This window comes from Rothia sp. HMSC069C01 (genome assembly GCF_001814655.1).
In the GTDB taxonomy this organism is placed as follows: Bacteria; Actinomycetota; Actinomycetes; order Actinomycetales; family Micrococcaceae; genus Rothia; species Rothia dentocariosa.
In genome coordinates, this window is the sequence record NZ_KV817383.1 from 118,622 (window position 1) to 140,171 (window position 21,550).

A 21,550-nucleotide genomic window follows, 5' to 3' on the forward strand; every position below is an offset into this window, starting at 1 on the left:
GGTTACCGCAACCGTCGCAGCGGGAGTATCACTGTCAGACTCTTCAGGTTCCCCTTAAATAAGTTCCTACCAGCACCATAACGCAACATACTCTATAAAACACCCGAAGCTCTGTACTTCCTGGATGAAACTGGCTTATAACACTTAAGACTCGTTTACCTGCATATTAGACACATTACGGATATAAAGATAGATAACTTCATGAATTAACAAGATTTTTTCTTTTTATTCGTGAACATGATGCAAAATCTAACATTTTGCATCATAATGGTTAAGACGCTTGCGTCATTTTACAGGTTCGGCTCTTATCAGACAGATTTCTTGGGTCCCATATTCCTTGCTAGTCCGTCTGCAGGAGCCGAACCGCTTTTAACTGTCAAATAACTCCGTCACCGTCGAAGGTCGCGGCGTTATTCTCTACTATTTAGGCAAATAGCAGCGGTACTCGCTCAAGATCATGGCTCTCTCATGCCCACATTCACCTGAGCAATGGATTTACCTCGAATACTCCAAATAACAGTAACAAGGCGGTGCTTACCCCACGAACATGGGGTAAGCACCGCCTCGGTAACTGCGTACTCGCTTATGTCGCCTCTTATTTATTTGACGGCGAATCGGTGGATGAAAGCCGCCATCGCAGCACGCTGAATAGGCTCGTTCGGACGGAAAGTGCCGTCACCCCAGCCAGTCGTGATGTGCTGGTCCTTAAACCAGGAAATCTCGCGGTAGAACGGATTATTGCGATCGACGTCCTTGAACTGAGGAGTCTGCGGTGCCTCATAGTTTGTCACCTTCGCATAACGGAAGAAGAAAGCCGCCATTGCTCCACGATCTACCGATATGCCGGGACGATAAGTTCCATCCTCATACCCAGTTGTAATGCCCTGCTGGGACATCCACACAATCTCCTTGTAGAAAGGATGCGACGAATCGACATCTTTAAAAGGTGAAATCTCAGGAAGTGCTACTTCGGGAGAACCCGCTAGACGGTAAAAATACGCCGCCATAGCCCCACGATCTACCGGCTGCTGGGGACGATAGGTACCATCAGCCCATCCAAAAGAAAACCGCTGATGCGCCAACCACTGAATATCGGCGTAAAAGGGAGAACCTTCAGGAACATCCGAGAAAACGGGGGTATCAGCCTTGGTTTGCGCGGGAACTGTGCTGGTGCCCCTAGGATATACAGCACCTGCTGTTGAAGTCGTGGCGACAACCTGCTGAGTCTGCACGGGATCGCACTGAGGAATATTTGGAATAGCAGTAAACGTCGGAGTAATTTTGACAAGGGAATTTACCGTGATCGGAGTATCTGCGCCGTTCTCACCCTTGGGTTCAGCGCTTGCCGCCTCTTTAAATTTACCGGTGGTGGGATCCAGCGTGTACCCCGTCGTCACGTTATCAGCAAACTTGTCTCTGACAACCGCGTAGACTTCGCCTTCGGGGGTTACGAGAACGTCGTTAGCTCCGCCTTCTGCACCTGTGCTCACCTCATGCGTGATGGAGCCGGTACGACCGTCAATAACGCCGATTTTTCCGGTGGCAAAATCGGTAGCGTAAACCACGTCATGCTCTTCGTCGGCAGTAATCGCCAGCGTCTGTTTCCCGAAATTAATGCTCTTCTTGTACTCGCCCGTCTTTAAGTCGTAAACCGTGATACCAGAGTTCTCCTTAGAAACTTTTGTCTCGCGGTCCATATCGCCCTGGGACGAAACATAGATTTCGCCCAAGGACTTATCAATCGTTACATCGGAGGGACGCAGCTGCGCGTCCGCCACTTCTTTATACAGCTCAATGGTCTGCTCAACAGCGAGAGTGTCGGTATTGATAGCCTTCAGCGTTCCCGAGTTCAGCGAAGGTACGTAGAGGCGACCACCTTCGGAATCCAGCTCCATATTCATGCCCGTATCAGCAGAGCCATCGGAACTAGTAAAGTTAATCTTCTGAATAACCTGGTGGCTCTTCAAGTCGAACACAGTAACGCCGCCAGAACCAGATACGAATGCTTTCCCTGACTTCGCATCAACCTTAACCTCACGAGGACGCGATACAGACCCGTTTTCCGGATTCTGCGCATCGTAGCTGGTCCACAATTCCTTCTTGGTGTACAGATCGTACACGGTTACCGAGTTGGTACGAGTCTGGGTTACCCAGATGGTACCGTGTGCATCATCAATCGCAATACCGTCAGGAGAAGCAAGTTGCTTACTTGTCGCTTCGGTCTGCCCGCTAGGTACAAAATCTACGGTTCCCGGCAGCATAACTTCATCGAGGGTTGGGATTTCGCCGTAGGTTGTCCACACTCCAACGCCGCCGGTGTAAATGGGCGGACGTCCATTTGAGAATGTTGTATAAAGGTTCCGGGTGTAGTCGGAATATGCCAGCTGATATTCGCCCGGAAGCCCCTGGTATCGATCAGCGGTGATCGCAATATTACGGCAACCAGAACTGTTGTCGTGGGGAGCGGGCTGTTGCTCGTTAGCGAACGATGCAGGCATCGCGCTTAACGATGCCATCACAAGCGATACGGCTCCAGCAGATGCTAACGCTCTCTGTGTGGGTCGAGATATGCCGTGATTAGATGAAGGATTCATGTCTGTGTTCCTCAGTATGCAGTGTGTCGGGGGCATAACGCCCTAGAAGCTCACTAATCAGCGAAACCACGTCAAATATAGGTTTTACTTAGTAAGCGTACCTTCGATAGTAAGCAATACTAGAGCGGATTTTCAACCATATTCAAAAAGTAAAGTTTTCATAAAGTACTGGAACATATTTCGTTTCATCATCTGCACATCTTTCATATAAGAGACGTATAGAACATAGAGGTAGGGCCTCTCCCCCACGGAATTATGGGGGAAGAGGCCCTACCTCGTATAGTGCTCAAGCAGAGTCCTGGGCGCTTACTTAGCTTTCTCTAGGATCTCCACGACACGCCAACGCTTGGTAGCGGACAGCGGACGGGTCTCTGCCAACAGAACATAGTCACCAACGCCGCAGACATTCTGCTCGTCGTGTGCCTTGATCTTGGAGCTACGGCGCATAACCTTGCCGTAGAGTGCGTGCTTCACGCGATCCTCGACCTCGACGACAACGGTCTTGTCCATCTTGTCGGAGACAACGTAGCCGCGGCGGGACTTACGGTAGCCGCGCTCTTCGTTCTTTACTTCACTCACTTGGACTCACCTTCGGTTGCGGGACGAATACCGAGCTCGCGCTCACGCAGCACGGTGTAGATACGTGCGATATCACGCTTGATGGTGCGGCGACGACCAGCGTTAGCCTGACCGGTGACTTCCTGGAAACGGATGTTGAAGAGTTCCTTCTTCGATTCGCTCAGCTTTGCAGCCAGCTCTTCGTTGGAGAGCTCTGCGAGCTTATCGATGCTCAGATCCTTGGATCCAACTGCCATCTCGCTTATTCACCACCTTCGCGACGCACAACACGTGCCTTCATCGGGAGTTTGTGGATTGCCAGGCGCAGCGCCTCGCGAGCCACCTCTTCGGATACACCGGCGATCTCAAACATGACTCGACCGGGCTTAACATTAGCGACCCACCACTCGGGTGAACCCTTACCGGAACCCATACGAGTTTCGGCAGGCTTCTTGGTCAACGGACGGTCCGGGTAAATGTTGATCCAGACCTTACCGCCACGCTTGATGTGACGGGTCATTGCAATACGTGCAGCCTCAATCTGACGGTTGGTCACATATGCGGGCGAAAGAGCCTGAATGCCCCATTCACCGAAGCTAACCTCGGTGCCGCCCTTTGCAAGACCATGACGCTTGGGGTGGTGCTGCTTACGGAACTTTACTCGACGGGGAATAAGCATTTATGCCTCACCGTTCTCTGCAGTCTTGGCTTCGGTGTTTGCCGAAGCATTCTCGTTGCGGCGTTCACGACGGGGACCACGGCCACCGGAGCGGCGGCGATCACCATCACGGCGGTTGCCGCGACGGTTGTTAGCTGCCTGCTGAGCTGCCAGTTCCTTGTCGGTCAAGTCGCCCTTGTAGATCCAGACCTTCACACCAATACGACCGAAGGTAGTCTTGGCTTCGAAGAAACCGTAATCGATGTTCGCACGCAGGGTGTGCAGGGGCACACGACCTTCACGATAGAACTCGGAACGGGACATTTCAGCACCGCCCAAGCGACCGGAGCACTGGATACGAATACCCTTTGCCCCTGCACGCTGTGCGGACTGGATTGCCTTCTTCATAGCACGGCGGAATGCAACACGCGCTGCAAGCTGTTCTGCAATGCTCTGAGCAACCAGCTGAGCTGACAGATCGGGGTTAGAAACCTCAAGAATGTTCAGCTGAATCTGCTTGCCGGTCAGTTTCTCAAGCTCGCCACGGATGCGGTCTGCTTCAGCGCCACGGCGGCCGATGACGATACCGGGACGCGCGGTGTGGATATCCACACGCACACGGTCACGGGTACGCTCAATCTCAACCTTTGCAACGCCCGCACGATCCAGGTTCTTTGCCAAAAGCTCGCGGATCTTCACATCTTCGCGAACGAAGTCTGCGTAACGCTCGCCGGGCTTGTTGGAATCAGCGAACCACTTGGAGACGTGCTCGGTGGTAATGCCCAGTCGGAAACCGTTCGGGTGAATTTTCTGACCCATTTAGCGGTCCTCCTCCTTCTCCGGGGTAGCAACTACCACGGTGATGTGGCTGGTGCGCTTATTGATACGGTATGCACGACCCTGCGCGCGGGGCTGAATGCGCTTCATGGTCGGACCTTCATTCACGAATGCTTCGCTGACGAACAGCTCTTCCTCGCGGAACGGCAGACCTTCCTGGGTCGCCTTCTGACGAGCGTTTGCTACTGCCGAAGCAACGATTTTATATACCGGTTCTGAAGCACCCTGGGGTGCGAATTTCAGAATCGCCAGAGCCTCTTCCGCTTGCTTACCACGGATCAGGTTGACGACACGGCGGGCCTTCATAGGCGTAACGCGAACAAAACGCGCTGATGCCTTGGCTTCCATTGCCTATCTCTCTTTCGTCTTATGCCGAAAAGGAAACGTTAACTGATCGGATTATCCGATTAGCGACGCTTGCCCTTACGGTCGTCCTTCACATGGCTGCGGAAAGTGCGGGTGGGTGCAAACTCGCCGAGCTTGTGCCCAACCATCGACTCGGTAATGAATACCGGTACGTGCTTGCGTCCGTCGTACACTGCGATGGTGTGCCCGAGCATATCGGGAATAATCATCGAGCGACGGGACCAAGTCTTAATAACATTCTTGGTGCCCTTCTCGTTCTGAGCCGCTACCTTCAGGTAGAGGTGCTGATCAACGAAAGGGCCCTTCTTCAAACTACGAGGCATGTGTCAGGCTCCTTAGCGCTTCTTGCCAGTACGACGGCGACGAACGATGAGCTTGTCGCTTTCCTTATTGGGACGACGAGTGCGACCCTCGGGCTTACCGTTGGGGTTAACCGGGTGACGACCACCGGAGGTCTTACCCTCACCACCACCATGCGGGTGGTCAACCGGGTTCATAACCACACCACGAACGGTCGGACGGATGCCCTTCCAGCGGTTGCGGCCTGCCTTACCCCAGTTGATGTTGGACTGCTCTGCGTTGCCAACCTCGCCCACGGTTGCACGGCAGCGAACATCCACGTTACGGATTTCGCCGGAGGGCAGACGGAGCTGACCGTACTTGCCTTCCTTAGCAACCAGCTGAACCGAAGCACCAGCGGAACGTGCCAGCTTTGCGCCACCACCAGGACGGAGCTCAACACAGTGGAGCACGGTACCTACGGGGATGTTGCGCAGGGGCAGGTTGTTGCCGGGCTTGATGTCGGCTGAAGGGCCAGACTCGACGATGTCGCCCTGAGAGAGCCTGTTCGGAGCGATAATGTAACGCTTAGAACCATCGAAGTAGTGCAGTAGTGCGATGCGTGCGGTACGGTTTGGATCGTACTCGATGTGCGCAACGCGTGCATTCACACCGTCTTTATCGTGACGGCGGAAGTCGATCAGACGGTACTGACGCTTGTGTCCGCCACCCTTATGACGAGTGGTGATACGACCGGTGTTGTTACGGCCGCCGGTCTTGTGAAGCGGACGAAGCAGGGACTTTTCCGGGGTGGAGCGGGTGATTTCAACGAAATCAGCAACGCTCGAACCGCGGCGACCCGGGGTCGTCGGCTTATACTTACGAATACCCATGTGAGATATTTCTTTCCTTCGTTAAAGTGGTCTCCGCGAGCCTTATGCCTGCGGACCGCCGAAGATGTCGATACGGCCTTCCTTGAGGGTCACGATGGCACGCTTGGTGTCCTTACGAGAGCCCCAACCGAAACGGGTGCGCTTCCGCTTTCCCTTACGGTTCATAGTATTGATGGAAGCAACCTTGACGTCCCAGATTGTTTCGATAGCCTGCTTGATTTCAAGCTTGTTTGAGTCCGGAGCGACCTCGAAAGTGTATTTGTCTTCGTCGATCTGTCCATAGCTCTTTTCAGAAACAACAGGAGCGATAATTACGTCGTACACAGACTTGGTGGAAACGCTCATTACTTAGCGCCCTCCTTCTTCTGATTAGCAGCTACAAACGCGTCGTATGCCGCCTTGGTGAAGACTACATCATCCGAAACCAGCACATCGTAGGTGTTGAGCTGATCTGCGTAGAGCACGTGAACTTTCTGCAGGTTACGTGCGGACAGTGCCAGCACATCCTCTGCACGATCGATAACGAACAGAACATTCTTGCGATCGGTAAGCTCTGCGAATGCAGCCTTAGCAGCCTTAGTCGAGGGAGTCTCACCAGAGATGAAGTTCTCCACCACGTGGATGCGGTCGTGACGAGCGCGGTCAGAGAGAGCGCCACGCAGTGCTGCGGCGATCATCTTCTTGGGGGTGCGCTGTGCGTAGTTACGCGGGGTCGGACCGTGCACCACGCCACCACCGGTCATATGCGGAGCGCGGATGGAGCCCTGACGTGCATTACCGGTACCCTTCTGCTTGAAGGGCTTGCGACCTGCACCGGAAACTTCACCACGGTTCTTGGTCTTGTGGGTACCCTGACGTGCGGCAGCAAGCTGTGCAACGACAACCTGGTGCAGCAGGGGTACGGATGCCTGCGCGTCGAAAATCTCTGCGGGCAGGTCTACCTTAAGGGTTTTGACAGCCATGATGTACTAGGCTCCCTTCACAGCGGTACGAACCAGAACAACGCCGCCCTTAGGACCGGGGATTGCACCCTTGATCAGCAGGACATTGTTCTCTGCGTCCACACCCTGGATAGTCAGGTTCAAAGTGGTGTGACGAGCTGCGCCCATACGGCCAGCCATGCGCATACCCTTGAACACGCGTGCGGGGTAGGATGCACCACCAATGGAACCGGGCTTACGGTGGTTCTTGTGCTGACCGTGCGATGCGCCAACACCCTTGAAGCCGTGACGCTTCATAACACCTGCGAAACCCTTACCCTTGGTCTTGCCAACGACGTCTACCTTCTGACCGGGCTCGAACATCTCAACGGTCAATTCCTGACCGAGGGAATACTCAGCAGCGTCTGCGGTGCGCAGTTCGACGAGGTGACGACGGGGAGTAACACCGGCCTTCTCGAAGTGACCAGCCAGAGGCTTGGTAACCTTGCGAGAATCGATGGAACCGAAACCGATCTGCACAGCGTGGTAGCCGTCAGTTTCCTGGTTACGGATCTGAGTAATAACGTTAGAATCGGCCTTGACGACGGTCACCGGCACAACTTTGCCGTCCTCGTCCCAGACCTGAGTCATGCCAAGTTTAGTACCCAGCAGACCCTTCACCTGGCGCTCGAATTTGTTAGTCATGAGATGCGATCCTCTACAGCTTGATCTCGATGTTCACGTCTGCCGGCAGGTCAAGACGCATGAGGGCATCAACAGCCTTAGGGGTCGGATCAACAACGTCGATCAGACGCTTGTGCGTACGCATCTCGAAGTGCTCGCGGCTGTCCTTGTACTTATGGGGAGAACGAATAACGCAGTATACGTTCTTCTCGGTCGGCAACGGCACGGGGCCAACCACAGTTGCGCCTGCACCCTTTACCGTTTCGACGATTTTCCGTGCCGAAGAATCAATGACCTCGTGATCATAGGACTTCAGACGGATGCGGATTTTCTGTCCCGCCATCTGTCGGACTCTCTTTCTTGATGTATTCCCTGTATCGGAGCTTGTGCCCCTTATCATGGCGCTTAAGGAACGCGATATATTCATCACGTGCGCCGCCCACCACGGACTGAATCCGGTAAAACCGGGTTCCTCACCCCGTATGGGCACCGACCCCCGAACTCGGGCGTGTCGCCTGCCGTAAGACAGACTCGTCCCTTCATTCCTCGGACCGGGTCATATGTGGGCTTATCTAGAACAGATAAACGCTTTTACAACGTCGTCCATTCTCTCAAAACTCACCATCTCACGCAAGCAGATTCAAGGGTTGTTGTTAAAAACACAGACATCTATGAAGATCTGCATTGTTGTTTCGCAGTCCTGCCTGACTCTCGTGCTGAGGTTCATTAATTTTTTTCATATCGTTTGAATGTCCAGAGAATTTATCAAGAGGAAATCTCGAAAACCAGAATTACTCCTTAAAAATGCGGTTATTTCGCATTCAGGATTCTCTCATTCTTTTTCCAGAAACCTCTATGCCGAATAAAGCATCAAATCAAAGAATCTATGCTCCGCATTCGTCTATGGTGAAAATAGGTAAATCATTAAAGGAGTAAATATCATGTCTACCCCCAACCACGAATTCCCCTCCGGCACTCAGCCGCAGGGTTCAGGGCAGTCTCCTCAGACACCAGCCGGGTATTCATACCCTCAGGCACAGATGCCTTGGCAGGGCCAAAACCCACAAACAACGTGGTATTCTGATCCATCACAGGTAACGATGCAGGCTCCCCAGCAGACCACCCGTTCTTTGACACGCCGCCGTGCTGAAGATCTTTTCCTCAATGTTTTGCTTTATTTGGGATCATTGCTCCTCATCGGTTCTGCGGCGCTGTTCATCACCTCAATCACCTCACAAGATAGGACCAGCGTTATTCTTCGTGTAGCTGGTCTAGGATTAGGTAGTTTACTTTTCTACAGCGCAGGTCTTATTACCTACAAAACCGTGGCACGTTTGCGCATCGCATCCTACTCATTCACCGCCACAGGCTTAGCACTTTTACCCCTTACCGGTATTGCTACCTATGTTCTGGGGCTTTGGAATGACGGAAGCCTCATCTGGCTGCTGGTCTCACTCGTTGGCACAGCTGCGATTATTCTGGCCTGCTCTTTTATGCGCAACAGGGTGATGGCTTATGTTCTTATTTCTTTCTTCGTCTCGGATGCGCTTGCCGCCACGAACGTGGCTGCTCTCCCCTTTGTGTGGTACTTCGTCGCGCTCACAGTACTCGCCATTATCCTGGGCCTGCTCATACGCCTAAATTCGCGCCTTGTACCTACTGGTTTGCGTGAGGGTCTTTTAGAATCCTCCCGTATTTTCGTTCCCGTCACAGCGGTCGTTGTGCTCTTCTTTATACCGCAGATGAGCAGCTCTGATATGGGCATAGTCTTCTCCGTTATGTCGGCTCACGCTTTCGTCTTTACCGCTCTGGAACGCAAGCTTGACTACTACATTCAGGCTCGCCTCTACCCGTTCATCGCCCTGATCAGTTTCGGCTGGGGCTTAGAGAGGCCCGTTACCGTCACGATAGTCCTCATGGGTCTATATGCGCTGCACCTTCTCGCAGTCTTGGTAGGATACCCCCTTATGCAGCGTGAAATGAAGACGAATCTACCCAAGCATCCCATCATGCGCTGGGATGTTCGGATTGATACCTATATAAGCATTATTTTTGCTGCATTCGTCACTTTTATCGAAATGCCACATGCACTTCTGACCAATATAGATTCTTTCCCAACTGGGCTAGAATTTATGCTGCTTGTGCATCTAGACGGTGTTACCTTTCCGCGTGCATGGGTATTTGCTGTGCTTTGTGTGGGTATTATTACTGCATACCGTAAATACCTCCCCGCGCAAGAATACGTATACCTGATCGCTGGAATAAGCGGCGGGCTAAGCCTGATGTTGCTAGGCCAGCACGAATCCGCTTTCTACCTGTACTTCGTAACAGCGGGTATTCTCATGCTCACCGCCCGCAGGCTTAAGCTACCTCAGCTCCTTGTATCGAGTACAACGAAGATATTCCTCTTCCTAGGTACCATGCACCTGCTCTTTACGCTTCAGCTCGGATGGGGCGTACGAGGTATCCTCCTAGCAGGTGCTCTCACCATTACCGCTCTTGGGTTGTTCGCCGCGCTCCGTTACGAGATGCTGCCCCAGAAACGTTCTCTGACAGCCTTCCGGGAAATTCTGGTGTACCTTGTCATGGCAGTTGTATTCTTTCTGCTGCGTTCGATCTTCACGTGGACTCCTCGCGAGGTTGTTGACCCAGCCCTTGATACCTTGCTCTATGTTGTCGCTCTTCTCGCGGTTCTGGCTCTTGGCTTCTTGACGCTCCGAGCATCGAGTGCGTATAAAGATCAAAAGATTGTGCCTCTCATCTGCATCTATCTCACGTTATGCGGTTTAGGCGTTGCAGCAACATCGATGAACTACCTCTTCCCCACTGGGGACTGGTGGGCAGTCGGGGTTCTGGTTCTGACCAGCATCTATATGTTTGGAATGTCTTACATTATTCCTCAGGAAACCTCGGAACGTCATATTATGTTTATGACGTCTAGGTTCCCAATGCTGTGGTCAGTCATTGTGCTGTGGGCTTCCAATAGCATTGCCTCTGATCAGGTGTTCCTCACTGCCTCTGGACTGCTCCTTATTCAAGGTCTGCTGAGTGGAATTCTGTACATGACTCGCCGCCAGCCACGCGAACGGACTGTGTTTTACATTATCTTCTATACAGCGTGCCTACCCGGTTTCATTGCTCCCTTCGCGTACTCAGACAATGCTCTGTTCACCGCCATCTTCTGCCCCCTTGCTGTTCTAGTGCTGTGGGGGCTCGGGGAGGCAGCAAACCTGGCTATGCTCCGAGTATGCGCCTCTATCGCGTTGCTTTTGATAGGTTATACCGTTACCAATCATATGCTGAACCTCAATCATGCACGGTTCTCTGAATATGTTATCTACCAGGGTCTTGTCGCTGCCCTATGCGGTGCAGTCCTCTATGGTCTAACAACTCTGCTGAAGCGCGAGATCCCCGGCAAGTATGATTCGCTTCAGCCTCTTAACGTGCAGTTGGAGAACTCAGCGAAAGTTATTCAGCTTCCGCTCCACGGGCCTGCCCGATCCTCGAAAAACTATTTGGTTTCTCAGCGCAATGACAGCACCCGATTCTACGGCCCGCACAACACCTTTTTGATGGTTCCAGCGATCATAGCTATCGCCTTCTGGACTTTTGCTTCGATTGCTTCTGAAGATACGGTACAGAGCGCCCTGCTGTGGGGTCTTACAGCTTTGAGCTTTGCCTCCGTCAGCACTAAACGCATGCTGCCAACAGCCATCGTTGCCGCACCGGTGGCATTTACTACACGAATCCTTCTGGATTTCTCGGTGACAGGATTCTTCCAGAGCCTGCTGGAAGCTGCGATCCTCATTCTGCTTGCTGTTGTGGCATCTAAGATACTCCGGAACCTCATCGAGAAACACCCCGCTCAGCAAAGTATCTCTGCGGCGTTGCTCTACACGGCTATAGGATTACAGGGGCTCCTCACCATCATGGCATGGGGCACTGGTTACCTTCAGCAAGGTGCGGTCATCATGCTCTTGGGCATTCTCCTGACTGCACTCATCAGCGTTGTTCTTGACCGTATCTGGGTATTTGTCAGCGCGGCTCTCGTTACGGTAGATCTTGCGCTTCTGCTCAACGGGCTCAACCCGCTCACGCTCATGATTATCTCGGTACTTCTCATTGCTGGTGTTGTGTGGCGTTTGCTGGCTCGCGATCAGGGGCCTTCAGCGGATAAGCAAGCTCCCGCTCTTCCGCAGAACCCGTATCAGGGCGCGCCTGCCGGATTCGTTCCTCCGAATGGCGCATCCGCACCTTATGGACAGGCGCCATGGGCAGGGCAGCAACCTTACCAAGGCTATAACCAGCCCAATGGTCAGACGCAGTATCCGGGGTACTCACAACAGCACAACAATCCGAACGGAAATATTCAAGCCTAGAATATTCCTGATGTTCTAGCTCCTACAAAAGAGCCTTGATGGTGAACAAAGTGTTGGAAACTTCGCTTCATTCACTATCAAGGCTCTTTTATGGAGAGGATAAGGGAGGCACGGGTAAAGTGAAGTAATGCAATCCCGGACTATTTACCCCGTTACCTTTTAGCGTGTTTTAGAAAAGCCTGCCCAAGCAGGACACGCTAAAAGAAGGTACCCAATCGCATGCCCTCCCCCAGCCGTGCTTATGGTTAGGGGGTGTACTGCCACTGGGGTTAGATGCCAAACATAAACTATCGCTCACAGAAGCGCCCTCTCTGCGGAGTGTTAAACGTAGAAGTCCCCCTGCAATGATGCAGGGGGACTTCTAAAATCGCTAGCGTTGAAAGAGCAAGCTGTTCAACGCATCATCAGCGAATCGTCGTTACTACGGCAATTACTTGATGATCTTGGTAACGCGACCCGAACCAACGGTGCGGCCACCCTCACGGATAGCGAAGCCGAGGCCTTCTTCCATAGCGATGGGCTGGATCAGCTCAACAGTCATCTCGGTGTTGTCACCGGGCATAACCATTTCGGTGCCTTCGGGGAGCTTGATAACACCGGTCACGTCAGTGGTACGGAAGTAGAACTGAGGACGGTAGTTCGAGTAGAAGGGGTTGTGGCGACCGCCCTCATCCTTGGAGAGGATGTAGACGTTTGCCTCGAACTCGGTGTGAGGGGTGATGGAGCCCGGCTCCACAACAACCTGACCACGCTCAACGTCGTCACGCTTGAGACCACGCAGAAGCAGACCACAGTTCTCGCCTGCCCATGCTTCGTCGAGCTGCTTGTGGAACATCTCGATACCGGTTACGGTGGTCTTCTGGATGGGGCGGATACCAACGATCTCAACCTCAGAGTTGATCTTCAGGGTACCGCGCTCTGCACGACCGGTCACAACGGTACCGCGACCGGTAATGGTGAAGACGTCCTCAATGGGCATAAGGAAGGGCTTGTCGGTCTCACGAACCGGATCCGGAATGTAGGTGTCAACTGCTTCCATGAGCTCCTCAACCTTAGCAACCCACTCGGGGTCACCTTCGAGAGCCTTCAGAGCAGACACGCGGATTACGGGAGCGTCATCACCGTCGAACTCCTGCGAGGAGAGGAGATCACGAACCTCCATCTCGACGAGGTCGAGAAGCTCTTCGTCATCAACCATGTCAGCCTTGTTCAGTGCCACCAGCAGGGTGGGCACGCCAACCTGGCGAGCGAGCAGCACGTGCTCACGGGTCTGCGCCATGGGACCGTCGGTAGCAGCAACCACGAGGATTGCGCCGTCCATCTGTGCAGCACCGGTAATCATGTTCTTGACGTAGTCAGCGTGACCGGGAGCGTCAACGTGTGCGTAGTGACGCTTCTCAGTCTGGTACTCAATGTGAGCGATGTTAATGGTAATACCGCGCTGGCGCTCCTCAGGAGCGCTGTCGATCATACCGAAGTCGCGCTGTTCGTTCAGGTCCGGGTACTTGTCAGCCAGAACCTTGGAGATAGCAGCGGTCAGGGTGGTCTTACCGTGGTCAACGTGACCAATGGTACCGACGTTAACGTGAGGCTTGGAGCGCTCGAACTTAGCCTTAGCCAAGAGTGTTCCTCCTAGAACGTATTGAAAACATGCACCCGGATCTTCGCTCCGGCGCAACCCGCAAAAAAACGGTCTAGCGTCTAGAATAGCGGATTACGCGGCAGAGATGAAACTGTCCATGCCTTCAATGGTGGATTTTTATTTAAAAATTTTAGTGAGGGGTCACGGGCTTCTCAACCCGCAACCCTCAGGAAAGAGACGGGAAATTACTCGCCGCGGCTCTTCTGAATGATCTCGTCAGCGACGTTCTTGGGAACCTCGCCGTAGCTGTCGAATGCCATCGAGAACACTGCACGACCCTGGGTCTTACCACGCAGGTCGCCAATGTAGCCGAACATCTCGGTCAACGGTACGAGAGCCTTGACGATCTTGACACCGGATGCATCCTCCATGGAACGCACGTGACCACGACGAGAGTTTAGGTCGCCGATAACGTCGCCCATGTACTCTTCGGGGGTACGCACCTCAACGTCCATCAGTGGTTCCAGCAGAACAGGGTTAGCGCGCTTAGCGCCTTCCTTGAAGACCATAGAACCAGCGATCTTGAACGCCATTTCAGAGGAGTCGACATCGTGGTAGGCGCCGTCGATCAGGGTTGCTTTCACGCCGACCATCGGATAACCGGCCAGAACACCAAACTTCATAGCGTCCTGAATACCAGCATCGACAGAAGGAATGTACTCGCGAGGCACGCGACCACCGGTCACCTTATCCTCAAACTCGTACAGTTCCTCGCCATCCAGAGGCAGCGGCTCGAAGGAAACCTGCACCTTCGCGAACTGACCGGAACCACCGGTCTGCTTCTTGTGGGTGTAGTCGACCTTCTCAACGGTCTTCTTAATGGTCTCGCGGTATGCAACCTGAGGCTTACCAACGTTAGCTTCAACCTTGAACTCACGCTTCATACGGTCAACGATGATGTCCAAGTGAAGCTCGCCCATACCACCGATTTCGGTCTGACCGGTCTCTTCGTTCAGCGACACGGTGAAGGTGGGGTCCTCAGCGGAGAGCTTCTGAATTGCGGTCGACATCTTCTCCTGGTCGCCCTTGGTCTTAGGCTCAATAGCCACGAAGATCACGGGAGCGGGGAAGGTCATCGACTCAAGCACGATCGGGTTTGCAGGATCGCACAGAGTATCACCGGTAGTCGTATCTTTCAGACCGATTGCCGCATAAATGTGACCTGCGGTAATTTCCTCAACCGGGTTCTCCTTGTTGGAGTGCATCTGGAAGAGCTTACCGAGACGTTCCTTCTTACCCTTAGTCGAGTTAAGAACCTGCTGACCCTGAGACGCGTGCCCAGAGTACACGCGGGTATAGGTGAGCTGACCGTAGAACGGGTGAGCTGCAACCTTGAAAGCCAAGGCCGCGAAAGGCTCATCAACGGAAGCCTTACGGGACAGTTTCTCTTCCTCATTCGAGGGGTTCGAGCCCTCCACATCGGGAACATCCAGAGGGGAAGGCAGATACTCGATCACAGCATCCAGCATGGGCTGAACACCACGGTTCTTGAATGCGGAACCGCAGAGCACGGGGAATGCCTCACCGTTGATGGTCAGCTGGCGAATACCAGCCTTGAGATCATCAATCGTGAGCTCTTCACCTTCGAGGTACTTCTCCATGAGTTCCTCGCTGGACTCAGCTACAGCCTCGATCAGTTCTGCGCGGTACTCTTCAGCCTTAGCCTGCAGATCAGAGGGGATTTCCCGAGTTTCGTACTCTGCACCCATGGTCACGTCGCCCTTAGCGTCGCCGGGCCATACGTATGCCTTCATTTCGAGCAGGTCAACCACGCCAACGAAATCGCTCTCAGCACCAATGGGTAGCTGAATAACGATCGGCTTAGCGCCCAAGCGGTCGATAATAGTCTGAACGGTGAAGTAGAAGTCCGCACCCATCTTGTCCATCTTGTTAACGAAGCAGATGCGGGGAACGTCGTACTTATCAGCCTGACGCCACACGGTCTCAGACTGAGGCTCAACACCTTCCTTACCGTCAAATACCGCTACAGCGCCGTCAAGCACGCGCAGCGAACGCTCCACCTCAACGGTGAAGTCAACGTGACCGGGGGTGTCAATAATATTGATCTGGTTGTCTTTCCAGAAGCAGGTAGTAGCTGCGGAGGTAATAGTAATACCGCGCTCCTGCTCCTGAGCCATCCAGTCCATAGTTGAAGCGCCATCGTGAGTCTCACCGATCTTGTGGTTAATACCGGTGTAGAACAGGATGCGCTCAGTAGTAGTGGTCTTACCGGCGTCAATATGCGCCATAATACCGATGTTGCGGACCTTGTTCAGGTCAGTGTACACATCAAGTGCCACGTTTTTCTCCCTAAATGAGATACTCCGAAAGCCTGCCAGGCTCCATAACCTCGACAGGCTATGAACAGAGAATTACCAACGGTAGTGTGCGAAGGCCTTGTTGGACTCGGCCATCTTGTGAGTGTCCTCGCGGCGCTTGACAGCGGCACCGAGACCGTTGGAGGCATCCAGGATCTCGTTCATCAGACGCTCAGTCATAGTCTTTTCGCGGCGCTGCTTCGAGAAGCCAACCAACCAGCGAAGAGCCAGAGCGGTGGAACGGCCGGGGCGGACCTCGACCGGAACCTGGTAGGTTGCACCACCAACACGGCGGGAACGAACCTCAAGCGAGGGTTTGATGTTGTCCATCGCCTTCTTCAGGGTGACGACTGGATCAGAACCGGTCTTCTTCTCAACACCCTCAAGAGCACCGTATACGATGCGCTCTGCCACGGACTTCTTGCCGTCCAACAGGACCTTGTTAATGAGCTGGGTAACCAGCGCAGAACCGTAAACAGGATCGTTTACGAGGGGACGCTTGGGAGCGGGACCCTTACGAGGCATTACTTCTTCTCCTTCTTAGCGCCGTAGCGGGAGCGAGCCTGGCCGCGACCCTTAACACCCTGGGTATCCAGAGCACCACGAACGATCTTGTAACGAACACCGGGGAGGTCCTTCACACGGCCACCGCGAACGAGCACAATCGAGTGCTCCTGCAGGTTGTGACCCTCACCAGGAATGTATGCGGTAACCTCGATACCACCGTTGAGCTTGACACGAGCGACTTTACGCAGTGCCGAGTTCGGCTTCTTCGGGGTGGTGGTGTACACACGGGTGCACACGCCACGCTTCATAGGGTTGCCCTTCAGTGCGGGCGCCTTGGTCTTAACGACCTTGGGAGTCCGGCCCTTACGGACCAGCTGCTGAATAGTAGGCACGTTTTCTCCGTTACTATGTGGACTTATCTGTCTTCAAGTCCTTGGGAACTTACTGGCATTTTGTGTTGCCACGAAATGCTCTCGGTTACAGAAGCCCGTAGCCCATCTAGGCACACGGGTTCTTGCTCTCAGCGAGATTTAAACTTATTTCTGATGAAAAAGTTTTTGGGCACACTTAAAAGTGGCATTTAGGTGTCAGCACACAGGCAACACCAAAGGACGGTATCCATACTGCCATTGATTCGTTGACCCAAGACCTCACGATTAACTATCACAAGGAATCACGGTGGTGAATTCCACGCCGAGGCTAGGTACTTCGGATAAAGACTATACAGGTTAAAATCCTGTTAATCTAGCTGAACTCGGAGAGAACACCGCCCAGCATAGTAAATATATTATGGTATTCATCACTTAATACTGGGATAGGATGTTCCTCTCCCCTAGCTAACGTCAGGAGGCGGTCTCGGGAAGTTCCCGAGACCGCCTCCATCATTTAGGACACTAGGCCCGATTCACGATCGAGTTTACGAACCCATTATGTGAGTCTTACTCAAGACCACGACCGTACTCGTCCAAGGGAACAGCCATGTAGCCGCTGTTGGCGTAGGGGTACGGATCTTCACCCAGCTGGGTAAACGCGCTCTGGTAGCCGAAGCCATCAAACGCCTGCATCTGCTCCTCACGCGCCTTCTGGCTGGGCTCAACCTCAATATCGTTGTAGCGAGCCAAACCGGTACCGGCAGGAACCAGCTTACCGATGATGACGTTCTCTTTCAGACCAAGCAGCGGATCGGTCTTAGCCTCCATCGCAGCCTGGGTGAGAACGCGAGTGGTCTCCTGGAAGGATGCGGCAGACAGCCAGGACTCGGTGGCCAGTGAAGCCTTGGTGATACCCATCATCTCAGGACGACCAGCGGCAGGTTTCTTGCCCTCAACGAGCGCCTTACGGTTAGCCTTCTGGAACACGATGTTATCCACGAGTTCACCGGGCAGCAGCTCGGTATCGCCAGACTCAATGACGGTCACGCGGCGGAGCATCTGACGCACAATAACCTCAACGTGTTTATCGTGGATCTCTACGCCCTGAGACTTGTACACGCCCTGAACCTCGCTCACCAGGTGCTTCTGCGCCTCACGAGGACCACGAATACGCAGAACCTCCTTCGGATCAACCGCGCCAGCAGCCAGCTGATCGCCCACCTGAACGTGGTCGCCGGTCTGCAGCTTCGAAGCCGCACGGCGAAGAACCGTGTAAGACTGCGGTTCGGAACCATCATCCGGGGTAACGACGATCTTGTACGACTTCTCGGTATCCTCAATGGTCACACGGCCGGAAACCTCAGAAATCGGTGCCACGCCCTTGGGGGTGCGAGCCTCGAAGAGCTCCTGAATACGGGGCAGACCCTGGGTAATATCGTCAGCCGATGCAACACCACCGGTGTGGAAGGTACGCATAGTCAGCTGAGTACCGGGCTCACCAATGGACTGAGCCGCGATAATACCTACAGCCTCGCCAATATCAACCAGAACGTTCGATGCCATCGAGCGTCCGTAGCACAGGGCACATACGCCGATGCTGGACTCGCAAGTCAGCACAGAACGAACACGCAGTTCCTTCACGCCAGCCTTGAACAGCTTCTCGATCAGCACATCCGAAACATCCTCACCAGCGGATGCGATAACGTTACCGTCAGAGTCCTTGACATCAATTGCCAAGGTACGACCGTGGATAGAAGTTTCAACATCCGGGTGGAGGTTGCCGTCGGCATCGATCAGCGGAAGCACCAGACCACGGCGAGTACCGCAGTCGTGTTCACGCACGATCACATCCTGCGAAACGTCCACCAGACGGCGGGTCAGGTAACCCGAGTTAGCGGTACGCAGCGCGGTATCGGCAAGACCCTTACGAGCACCGTGAGTTGCGATGAAGTACTCCAACACCGACAGCCCTTCACGGTAGGAGGACTTAATCGGGCGGGGCATAATCTCGCCCTTCGGGTTAGACACCAGACCGCGGATACCCGCAATCTGACGAACCTGCATCCAGTTACCACGTGCGCCGGAGGTCACCATACGGTAGATGGTATTCAGACCACCGTTGTCGCTCAGATTCTCACGCATAGCTTCAGCGACCGTATCGGTAGCTTCGGTCCAAATCTTGATGAGCTCTTCACGGCGCTCGTCGTCGCCAATCATACCGACATCAAACTCATCCTCAATCGCGGAGGCCTGCTTTTCATAGCGTTCCATAATCGCGGGCTTAGTCGCCGGGGTCGCGATATCAGAAACGGCGACGGTCACGCCCGAACGCGATGCCCAGTAGAAGCCAGCGTTCTTGAGGTTATCCAGGGTACGCGCCACGATATCCATCGGGTACTTCTCAGCAAGATCGTTAATGAGCTTGCCCAGTCCCTTCTTATCTGCAATGTCAGAGAACCACGGGTAATCCTTCGGCAAAGTCTGGTTGAACAGAATCCGACCAACGGTGCACTCCAGCAGAATCGGATCGCCAGGCGTGTAACCCTCAGGGGCTTCCCAACCCTCGGGCGCTACAAACTCATCGCCAGAGAGACGAACCTTAATCTTGGTGTACAGCTCAATATCGTGACGATCCATCGCCATCAGAGCTTCAGCGATCGACGAGAATGCGTGGCCCTCGTTCTTCTCACCTTCGCGTGTGGTGGTCAAGTGGTACAAGCCAATGATCATATCCTGCGAAGGAACAGCTACCGGACGACCGTCCGAAGGCTTCAAGATGTTGTTCGAGGAGAGCATCAAGATGCGTGCCTCAGCCTGAGCCTCGGGCGAGAGCGGCAGGTGAACCGCCATCTGGTCGCCGTCGAAGTCAGCGTTGAACGCAGAACACACGAGCGGATGCAGCTGAATAGCCTTACCCTCAACCAGCTTCGGCTCGAACGCCTGAATACCCAGACGGTGCAGGGTAGGTGCACGGTTCAGCAACACAGGATGCTCGGTAATGATCTCTTCGAGAACATCCCACACCTGCGGGCGGAAACGCTCAACCATACGCTTTGCACTCTTAATGTTCTGCGCGTGCGAAAGCTCCACCAAGCGCTTCATGACAAAGGGCTTGAAGAGCTCCAACGCCATCTGCTTCGGCAGACCACACTGATGCATTTCCAGCTGCGGACCAACCACGATTACGGAACGGCCGGAGTAGTCCACGCGCTTACCGAGCAGGTTCTGGCGGAAACGACCCTGCTTACCCTTGAGCATATCGGAGAGCGACTTCAGCGGGCGGTTACCGGGACCGGTCACGGGGCGACCACGACGACCGTTATCGAAGAGCGAATCCACAGCTTCCTGCAGCATACGCTTTTCGTTATTCACAATGATCTCGGGAGCGCCAAGCTCCAGCAGGCGCTTGAGGCGGTTGTTACGGTTGATCACACGACGGTACAGGTCGTTCAAGTCGGAAGTCGCAAAGCGACCACCATCGAGCTGAACCATCGGGCGCAGCTCCGGCGGAATAACCGGAACAACATCCAGCACCATACCCAGCGGGGAGTTATTAGTAGTCAGGAAGGCGTTTACAACCTTCAGACGCTTAAGCGCGCGGGTCTTCTTCTGACCCTTACCGGTCTGAATGACCTCCTTCAGGGCCTCAGCTTCGGCCTCTAGATCGAAGGTTTCCAGGCGCTTCTTGATAGCCTCAGCACCCATTGCACCCTCAAAGTACAGACCGTACTTATCGATCATGGAGCGGTAGAGCGCCTCATCACCCTCAAGGTCAGCAACCTTCAGGTTCTTGAAACGATCCCAGACCTTCTCCAGGTGCTCAATTTCACGGTCGGCGCGCCTGCGAACAGAAGCCATCTGACGCTCTGCATTATCGCGCAGCTTACGCTTTTCGGCTGTCTTCTTGCCGCCCTCAGCCTCAATACGAGCTAGTTCCTGCTCAACTTCGCGGGAAATAGCGGCAATATCGGCGTCACGCTGAGACTCCAGCTCACGCTTTTCACGGTCGTGTGCCGCCTGCAGGTTCGGCAGATCCTCGTGACGAGCTTCCTCATCCACGCTCGTGATCATGTAGGCGGCGAAGTAGATGACCTTTTCCAGGTCTTTCGGTGCCAAATCAAGCAGGTAGCCCAGGCGTGAAGGAACGCCCTTGAAGTACCAGATGTGGGTGACGGGTGCAGCCAGTTCAATGTGGCCCATGCGCTCACGGCGCACTTTAGAGCGGGTCACTTCAACGCCGCAGCGCTCACACACAATACCCTTGAAGCGCACGCGCTTGTATTTACCGCAGTAGCACTCCCAGTCCTTGGTGGGACCAAAGATGCGCTCGTCGAAGAGGCCTTCCTTCTCCGGCTTCAGGGTACGGTAGTTGATGGTCTCGGGTTTCTTGACCTCGCCGTAAGACCAACGACGGATATCGTCGGCGGTGGCAAGACCAATTCGCATCAAACCAAGCGAAGATTCGTTGGACATATCGGTCCTAATCTCTTTCTGTAGTTTCGAAGACTTGGGGTTGATGGGCGGGGCGAAAATCATGCGTGACT

Annotated in this window: 18 protein-coding genes; 1 reads left to right on the top strand and 17 read right to left on the bottom strand. The window is 53.9% G+C overall.

Annotation, left to right across the window (positions count from 1 at the left end):
* Positions 1-599 precede the first annotated feature (599 nt).
* The 12 genes from HMPREF2981_RS03570 to rpsJ form a co-directional block, all read right to left on the bottom strand.
* Positions 600-2,594: an S-layer homology domain-containing protein gene (locus HMPREF2981_RS03570; protein ID WP_070660848.1), complete on the bottom strand. Its 1,995-nt coding sequence runs from the start codon at positions 2,592-2,594 to the stop codon at positions 600-602.
* Between the two features lie 306 nt (positions 2,595-2,900).
* Complete coding sequence (rpsQ, locus tag HMPREF2981_RS03575; protein ID WP_004005278.1) at positions 2,901-3,173, bottom strand: 30S ribosomal protein S17; 273 nt, start codon at positions 3,171-3,173, stop codon at positions 2,901-2,903.
* Entirely contained in the window at positions 3,170-3,409 is a 240-nt protein-coding gene (rpmC, locus tag HMPREF2981_RS03580) for a 50S ribosomal protein L29 (RefSeq protein WP_013397613.1), read from the bottom strand. Before rpmC ends, rpsQ begins: the two co-directional genes overlap by 4 nt.
* A gap of 5 nt (positions 3,410-3,414) precedes the next feature.
* On the bottom strand, positions 3,415-3,831 hold the full coding sequence (rplP, locus tag HMPREF2981_RS03585) for a 50S ribosomal protein L16 (RefSeq protein ID WP_004005279.1): 417 nt from the start codon (positions 3,829-3,831) through the stop codon (positions 3,415-3,417).
* The gene (gene rpsC, locus HMPREF2981_RS03590; protein WP_004005280.1) at positions 3,832-4,629 is read right to left on the bottom strand and encodes a 30S ribosomal protein S3; all 798 of its coding nucleotides are present in this window, start codon (positions 4,627-4,629) and stop codon (positions 3,832-3,834) included. It lies immediately after the preceding gene.
* Positions 4,630-4,995 (bottom strand): 50S ribosomal protein L22, encoded by a 366-nt coding sequence (gene rplV, locus HMPREF2981_RS03595; protein ID WP_048779667.1) that lies wholly within the window; start codon positions 4,993-4,995, stop codon positions 4,630-4,632.
* Between the two features lie 59 nt (positions 4,996-5,054).
* Positions 5,055-5,336, bottom strand: a complete 282-nt coding sequence (gene rpsS, locus HMPREF2981_RS03600; RefSeq protein WP_004005282.1) for a 30S ribosomal protein S19 — start codon at positions 5,334-5,336, stop codon at positions 5,055-5,057.
* 12 nt (positions 5,337-5,348) lie between these two features.
* Positions 5,349-6,185 (bottom strand): 50S ribosomal protein L2, encoded by an 837-nt coding sequence (rplB, locus tag HMPREF2981_RS03605; RefSeq protein WP_004005283.1) that lies wholly within the window; start codon positions 6,183-6,185, stop codon positions 5,349-5,351.
* A 42-nt stretch (positions 6,186-6,227) separates the two neighbouring features.
* Entirely contained in the window at positions 6,228-6,530 is a 303-nt protein-coding gene (rplW, locus tag HMPREF2981_RS03610; protein WP_004005284.1) for a 50S ribosomal protein L23, read from the bottom strand.
* A complete protein-coding gene (rplD, locus tag HMPREF2981_RS03615; protein ID WP_004005285.1) occupies positions 6,530-7,147 on the bottom strand; it encodes a 50S ribosomal protein L4 in 618 nt (205 codons plus the stop codon). Before rplD ends, rplW begins: the two co-directional genes overlap by 1 nt.
* 6 nt (positions 7,148-7,153) lie before the next feature.
* Complete coding sequence (gene rplC, locus HMPREF2981_RS03620; RefSeq protein WP_004005286.1) at positions 7,154-7,810, bottom strand: 50S ribosomal protein L3; 657 nt, start codon at positions 7,808-7,810, stop codon at positions 7,154-7,156.
* A 13-nt stretch (positions 7,811-7,823) separates the two neighbouring features.
* On the bottom strand, positions 7,824-8,132 hold the full coding sequence (gene rpsJ / locus HMPREF2981_RS03625; protein WP_004005287.1) for a 30S ribosomal protein S10: 309 nt from the start codon (positions 8,130-8,132) through the stop codon (positions 7,824-7,826).
* A 598-nt stretch (positions 8,133-8,730) separates the two neighbouring features.
* On the opposite strand from rpsJ, the gene HMPREF2981_RS03630 reads away from it, so the two are divergent.
* Positions 8,731-12,168: a hypothetical protein gene (locus HMPREF2981_RS03630; RefSeq protein WP_246825239.1), complete on the top strand. Its 3,438-nt coding sequence runs from the start codon at positions 8,731-8,733 to the stop codon at positions 12,166-12,168.
* A gap of 430 nt (positions 12,169-12,598) precedes the next feature.
* Here the strand turns inward: HMPREF2981_RS03630 and tuf are convergent, their stop codons facing one another.
* The 5 genes from tuf to HMPREF2981_RS03655 all read right to left on the bottom strand — a co-directional run bounded on the left by tuf (position 12,599) and on the right by HMPREF2981_RS03655 (position 21,479).
* Positions 12,599-13,789 (bottom strand): elongation factor Tu, encoded by a 1,191-nt coding sequence (gene tuf / locus HMPREF2981_RS03635; protein ID WP_004005289.1) that lies wholly within the window; start codon positions 13,787-13,789, stop codon positions 12,599-12,601.
* Between the two features lie 206 nt (positions 13,790-13,995).
* Positions 13,996-16,110, bottom strand: a complete 2,115-nt coding sequence (fusA, locus tag HMPREF2981_RS03640; RefSeq protein ID WP_048779665.1) for an elongation factor G — start codon at positions 16,108-16,110, stop codon at positions 13,996-13,998.
* Positions 16,111-16,182: 72 nt separating this feature from the next.
* Positions 16,183-16,653 (bottom strand): 30S ribosomal protein S7, encoded by a 471-nt coding sequence (rpsG, locus tag HMPREF2981_RS03645; protein WP_004005291.1) that lies wholly within the window; start codon positions 16,651-16,653, stop codon positions 16,183-16,185.
* Entirely contained in the window at positions 16,653-17,027 is a 375-nt protein-coding gene (rpsL, locus tag HMPREF2981_RS03650) for a 30S ribosomal protein S12 (RefSeq protein ID WP_004005292.1), read from the bottom strand. Before rpsL ends, rpsG begins: the two co-directional genes overlap by 1 nt.
* 546 nt (positions 17,028-17,573) lie before the next feature.
* Positions 17,574-21,479: a DNA-directed RNA polymerase subunit beta' gene (locus HMPREF2981_RS03655; RefSeq protein ID WP_048779663.1), complete on the bottom strand. Its 3,906-nt coding sequence runs from the start codon at positions 21,477-21,479 to the stop codon at positions 17,574-17,576.
* Positions 21,480-21,550 lie beyond the last annotated feature (71 nt).

What these genes read in the sequence shown, in the direction of transcription:
- HMPREF2981_RS03570 (WP_070660848.1), bottom strand. Translation starts at nt 2,594, where the DNA reads ATGAATCCTTCATCTAATCACGGCATATCTCGACCCACACAGAGAGCG.
- rpmC (WP_013397613.1), bottom strand. Translation starts at nt 3,409, where the DNA reads ATGGCAGTTGGATCCAAGGATCTGAGCATCGATAAGCTCGCAGAGCTC.
- rplP (WP_004005279.1), bottom strand. Translation starts at nt 3,831, where the DNA reads ATGCTTATTCCCCGTCGAGTAAAGTTCCGTAAGCAGCACCACCCCAAG.
- rpsC (WP_004005280.1), bottom strand. Translation starts at nt 4,629, where the DNA reads ATGGGTCAGAAAATTCACCCGAACGGTTTCCGACTGGGCATTACCACC.
- rplV (WP_048779667.1), bottom strand. Translation starts at nt 4,995, where the DNA reads ATGGAAGCCAAGGCATCAGCGCGTTTTGTTCGCGTTACGCCTATGAAG.
- rpsS (WP_004005282.1), bottom strand. Translation starts at nt 5,336, where the DNA reads ATGCCTCGTAGTTTGAAGAAGGGCCCTTTCGTTGATCAGCACCTCTAC.
- rplB (WP_004005283.1), bottom strand. Translation starts at nt 6,185, where the DNA reads ATGGGTATTCGTAAGTATAAGCCGACGACCCCGGGTCGCCGCGGTTCG.
- rplW (WP_004005284.1), bottom strand. Translation starts at nt 6,530, where the DNA reads ATGAGCGTTTCCACCAAGTCTGTGTACGACGTAATTATCGCTCCTGTT.
- rplD (WP_004005285.1), bottom strand. Translation starts at nt 7,147, where the DNA reads ATGGCTGTCAAAACCCTTAAGGTAGACCTGCCCGCAGAGATTTTCGAC.
- rplC (WP_004005286.1), bottom strand. Translation starts at nt 7,810, where the DNA reads ATGACTAACAAATTCGAGCGCCAGGTGAAGGGTCTGCTGGGTACTAAA.
- rpsJ (WP_004005287.1), bottom strand. Translation starts at nt 8,132, where the DNA reads ATGGCGGGACAGAAAATCCGCATCCGTCTGAAGTCCTATGATCACGAG.
- HMPREF2981_RS03630 (WP_246825239.1), top strand. Translation starts at nt 8,731, where the DNA reads ATGTCTACCCCCAACCACGAATTCCCCTCCGGCACTCAGCCGCAGGGT.
- rpsG (WP_004005291.1), bottom strand. Translation starts at nt 16,653, where the DNA reads ATGCCTCGTAAGGGTCCCGCTCCCAAGCGTCCCCTCGTAAACGATCCT.
- HMPREF2981_RS03655 (WP_048779663.1), bottom strand. Translation starts at nt 21,479, where the DNA reads ATGTCCAACGAATCTTCGCTTGGTTTGATGCGAATTGGTCTTGCCACC.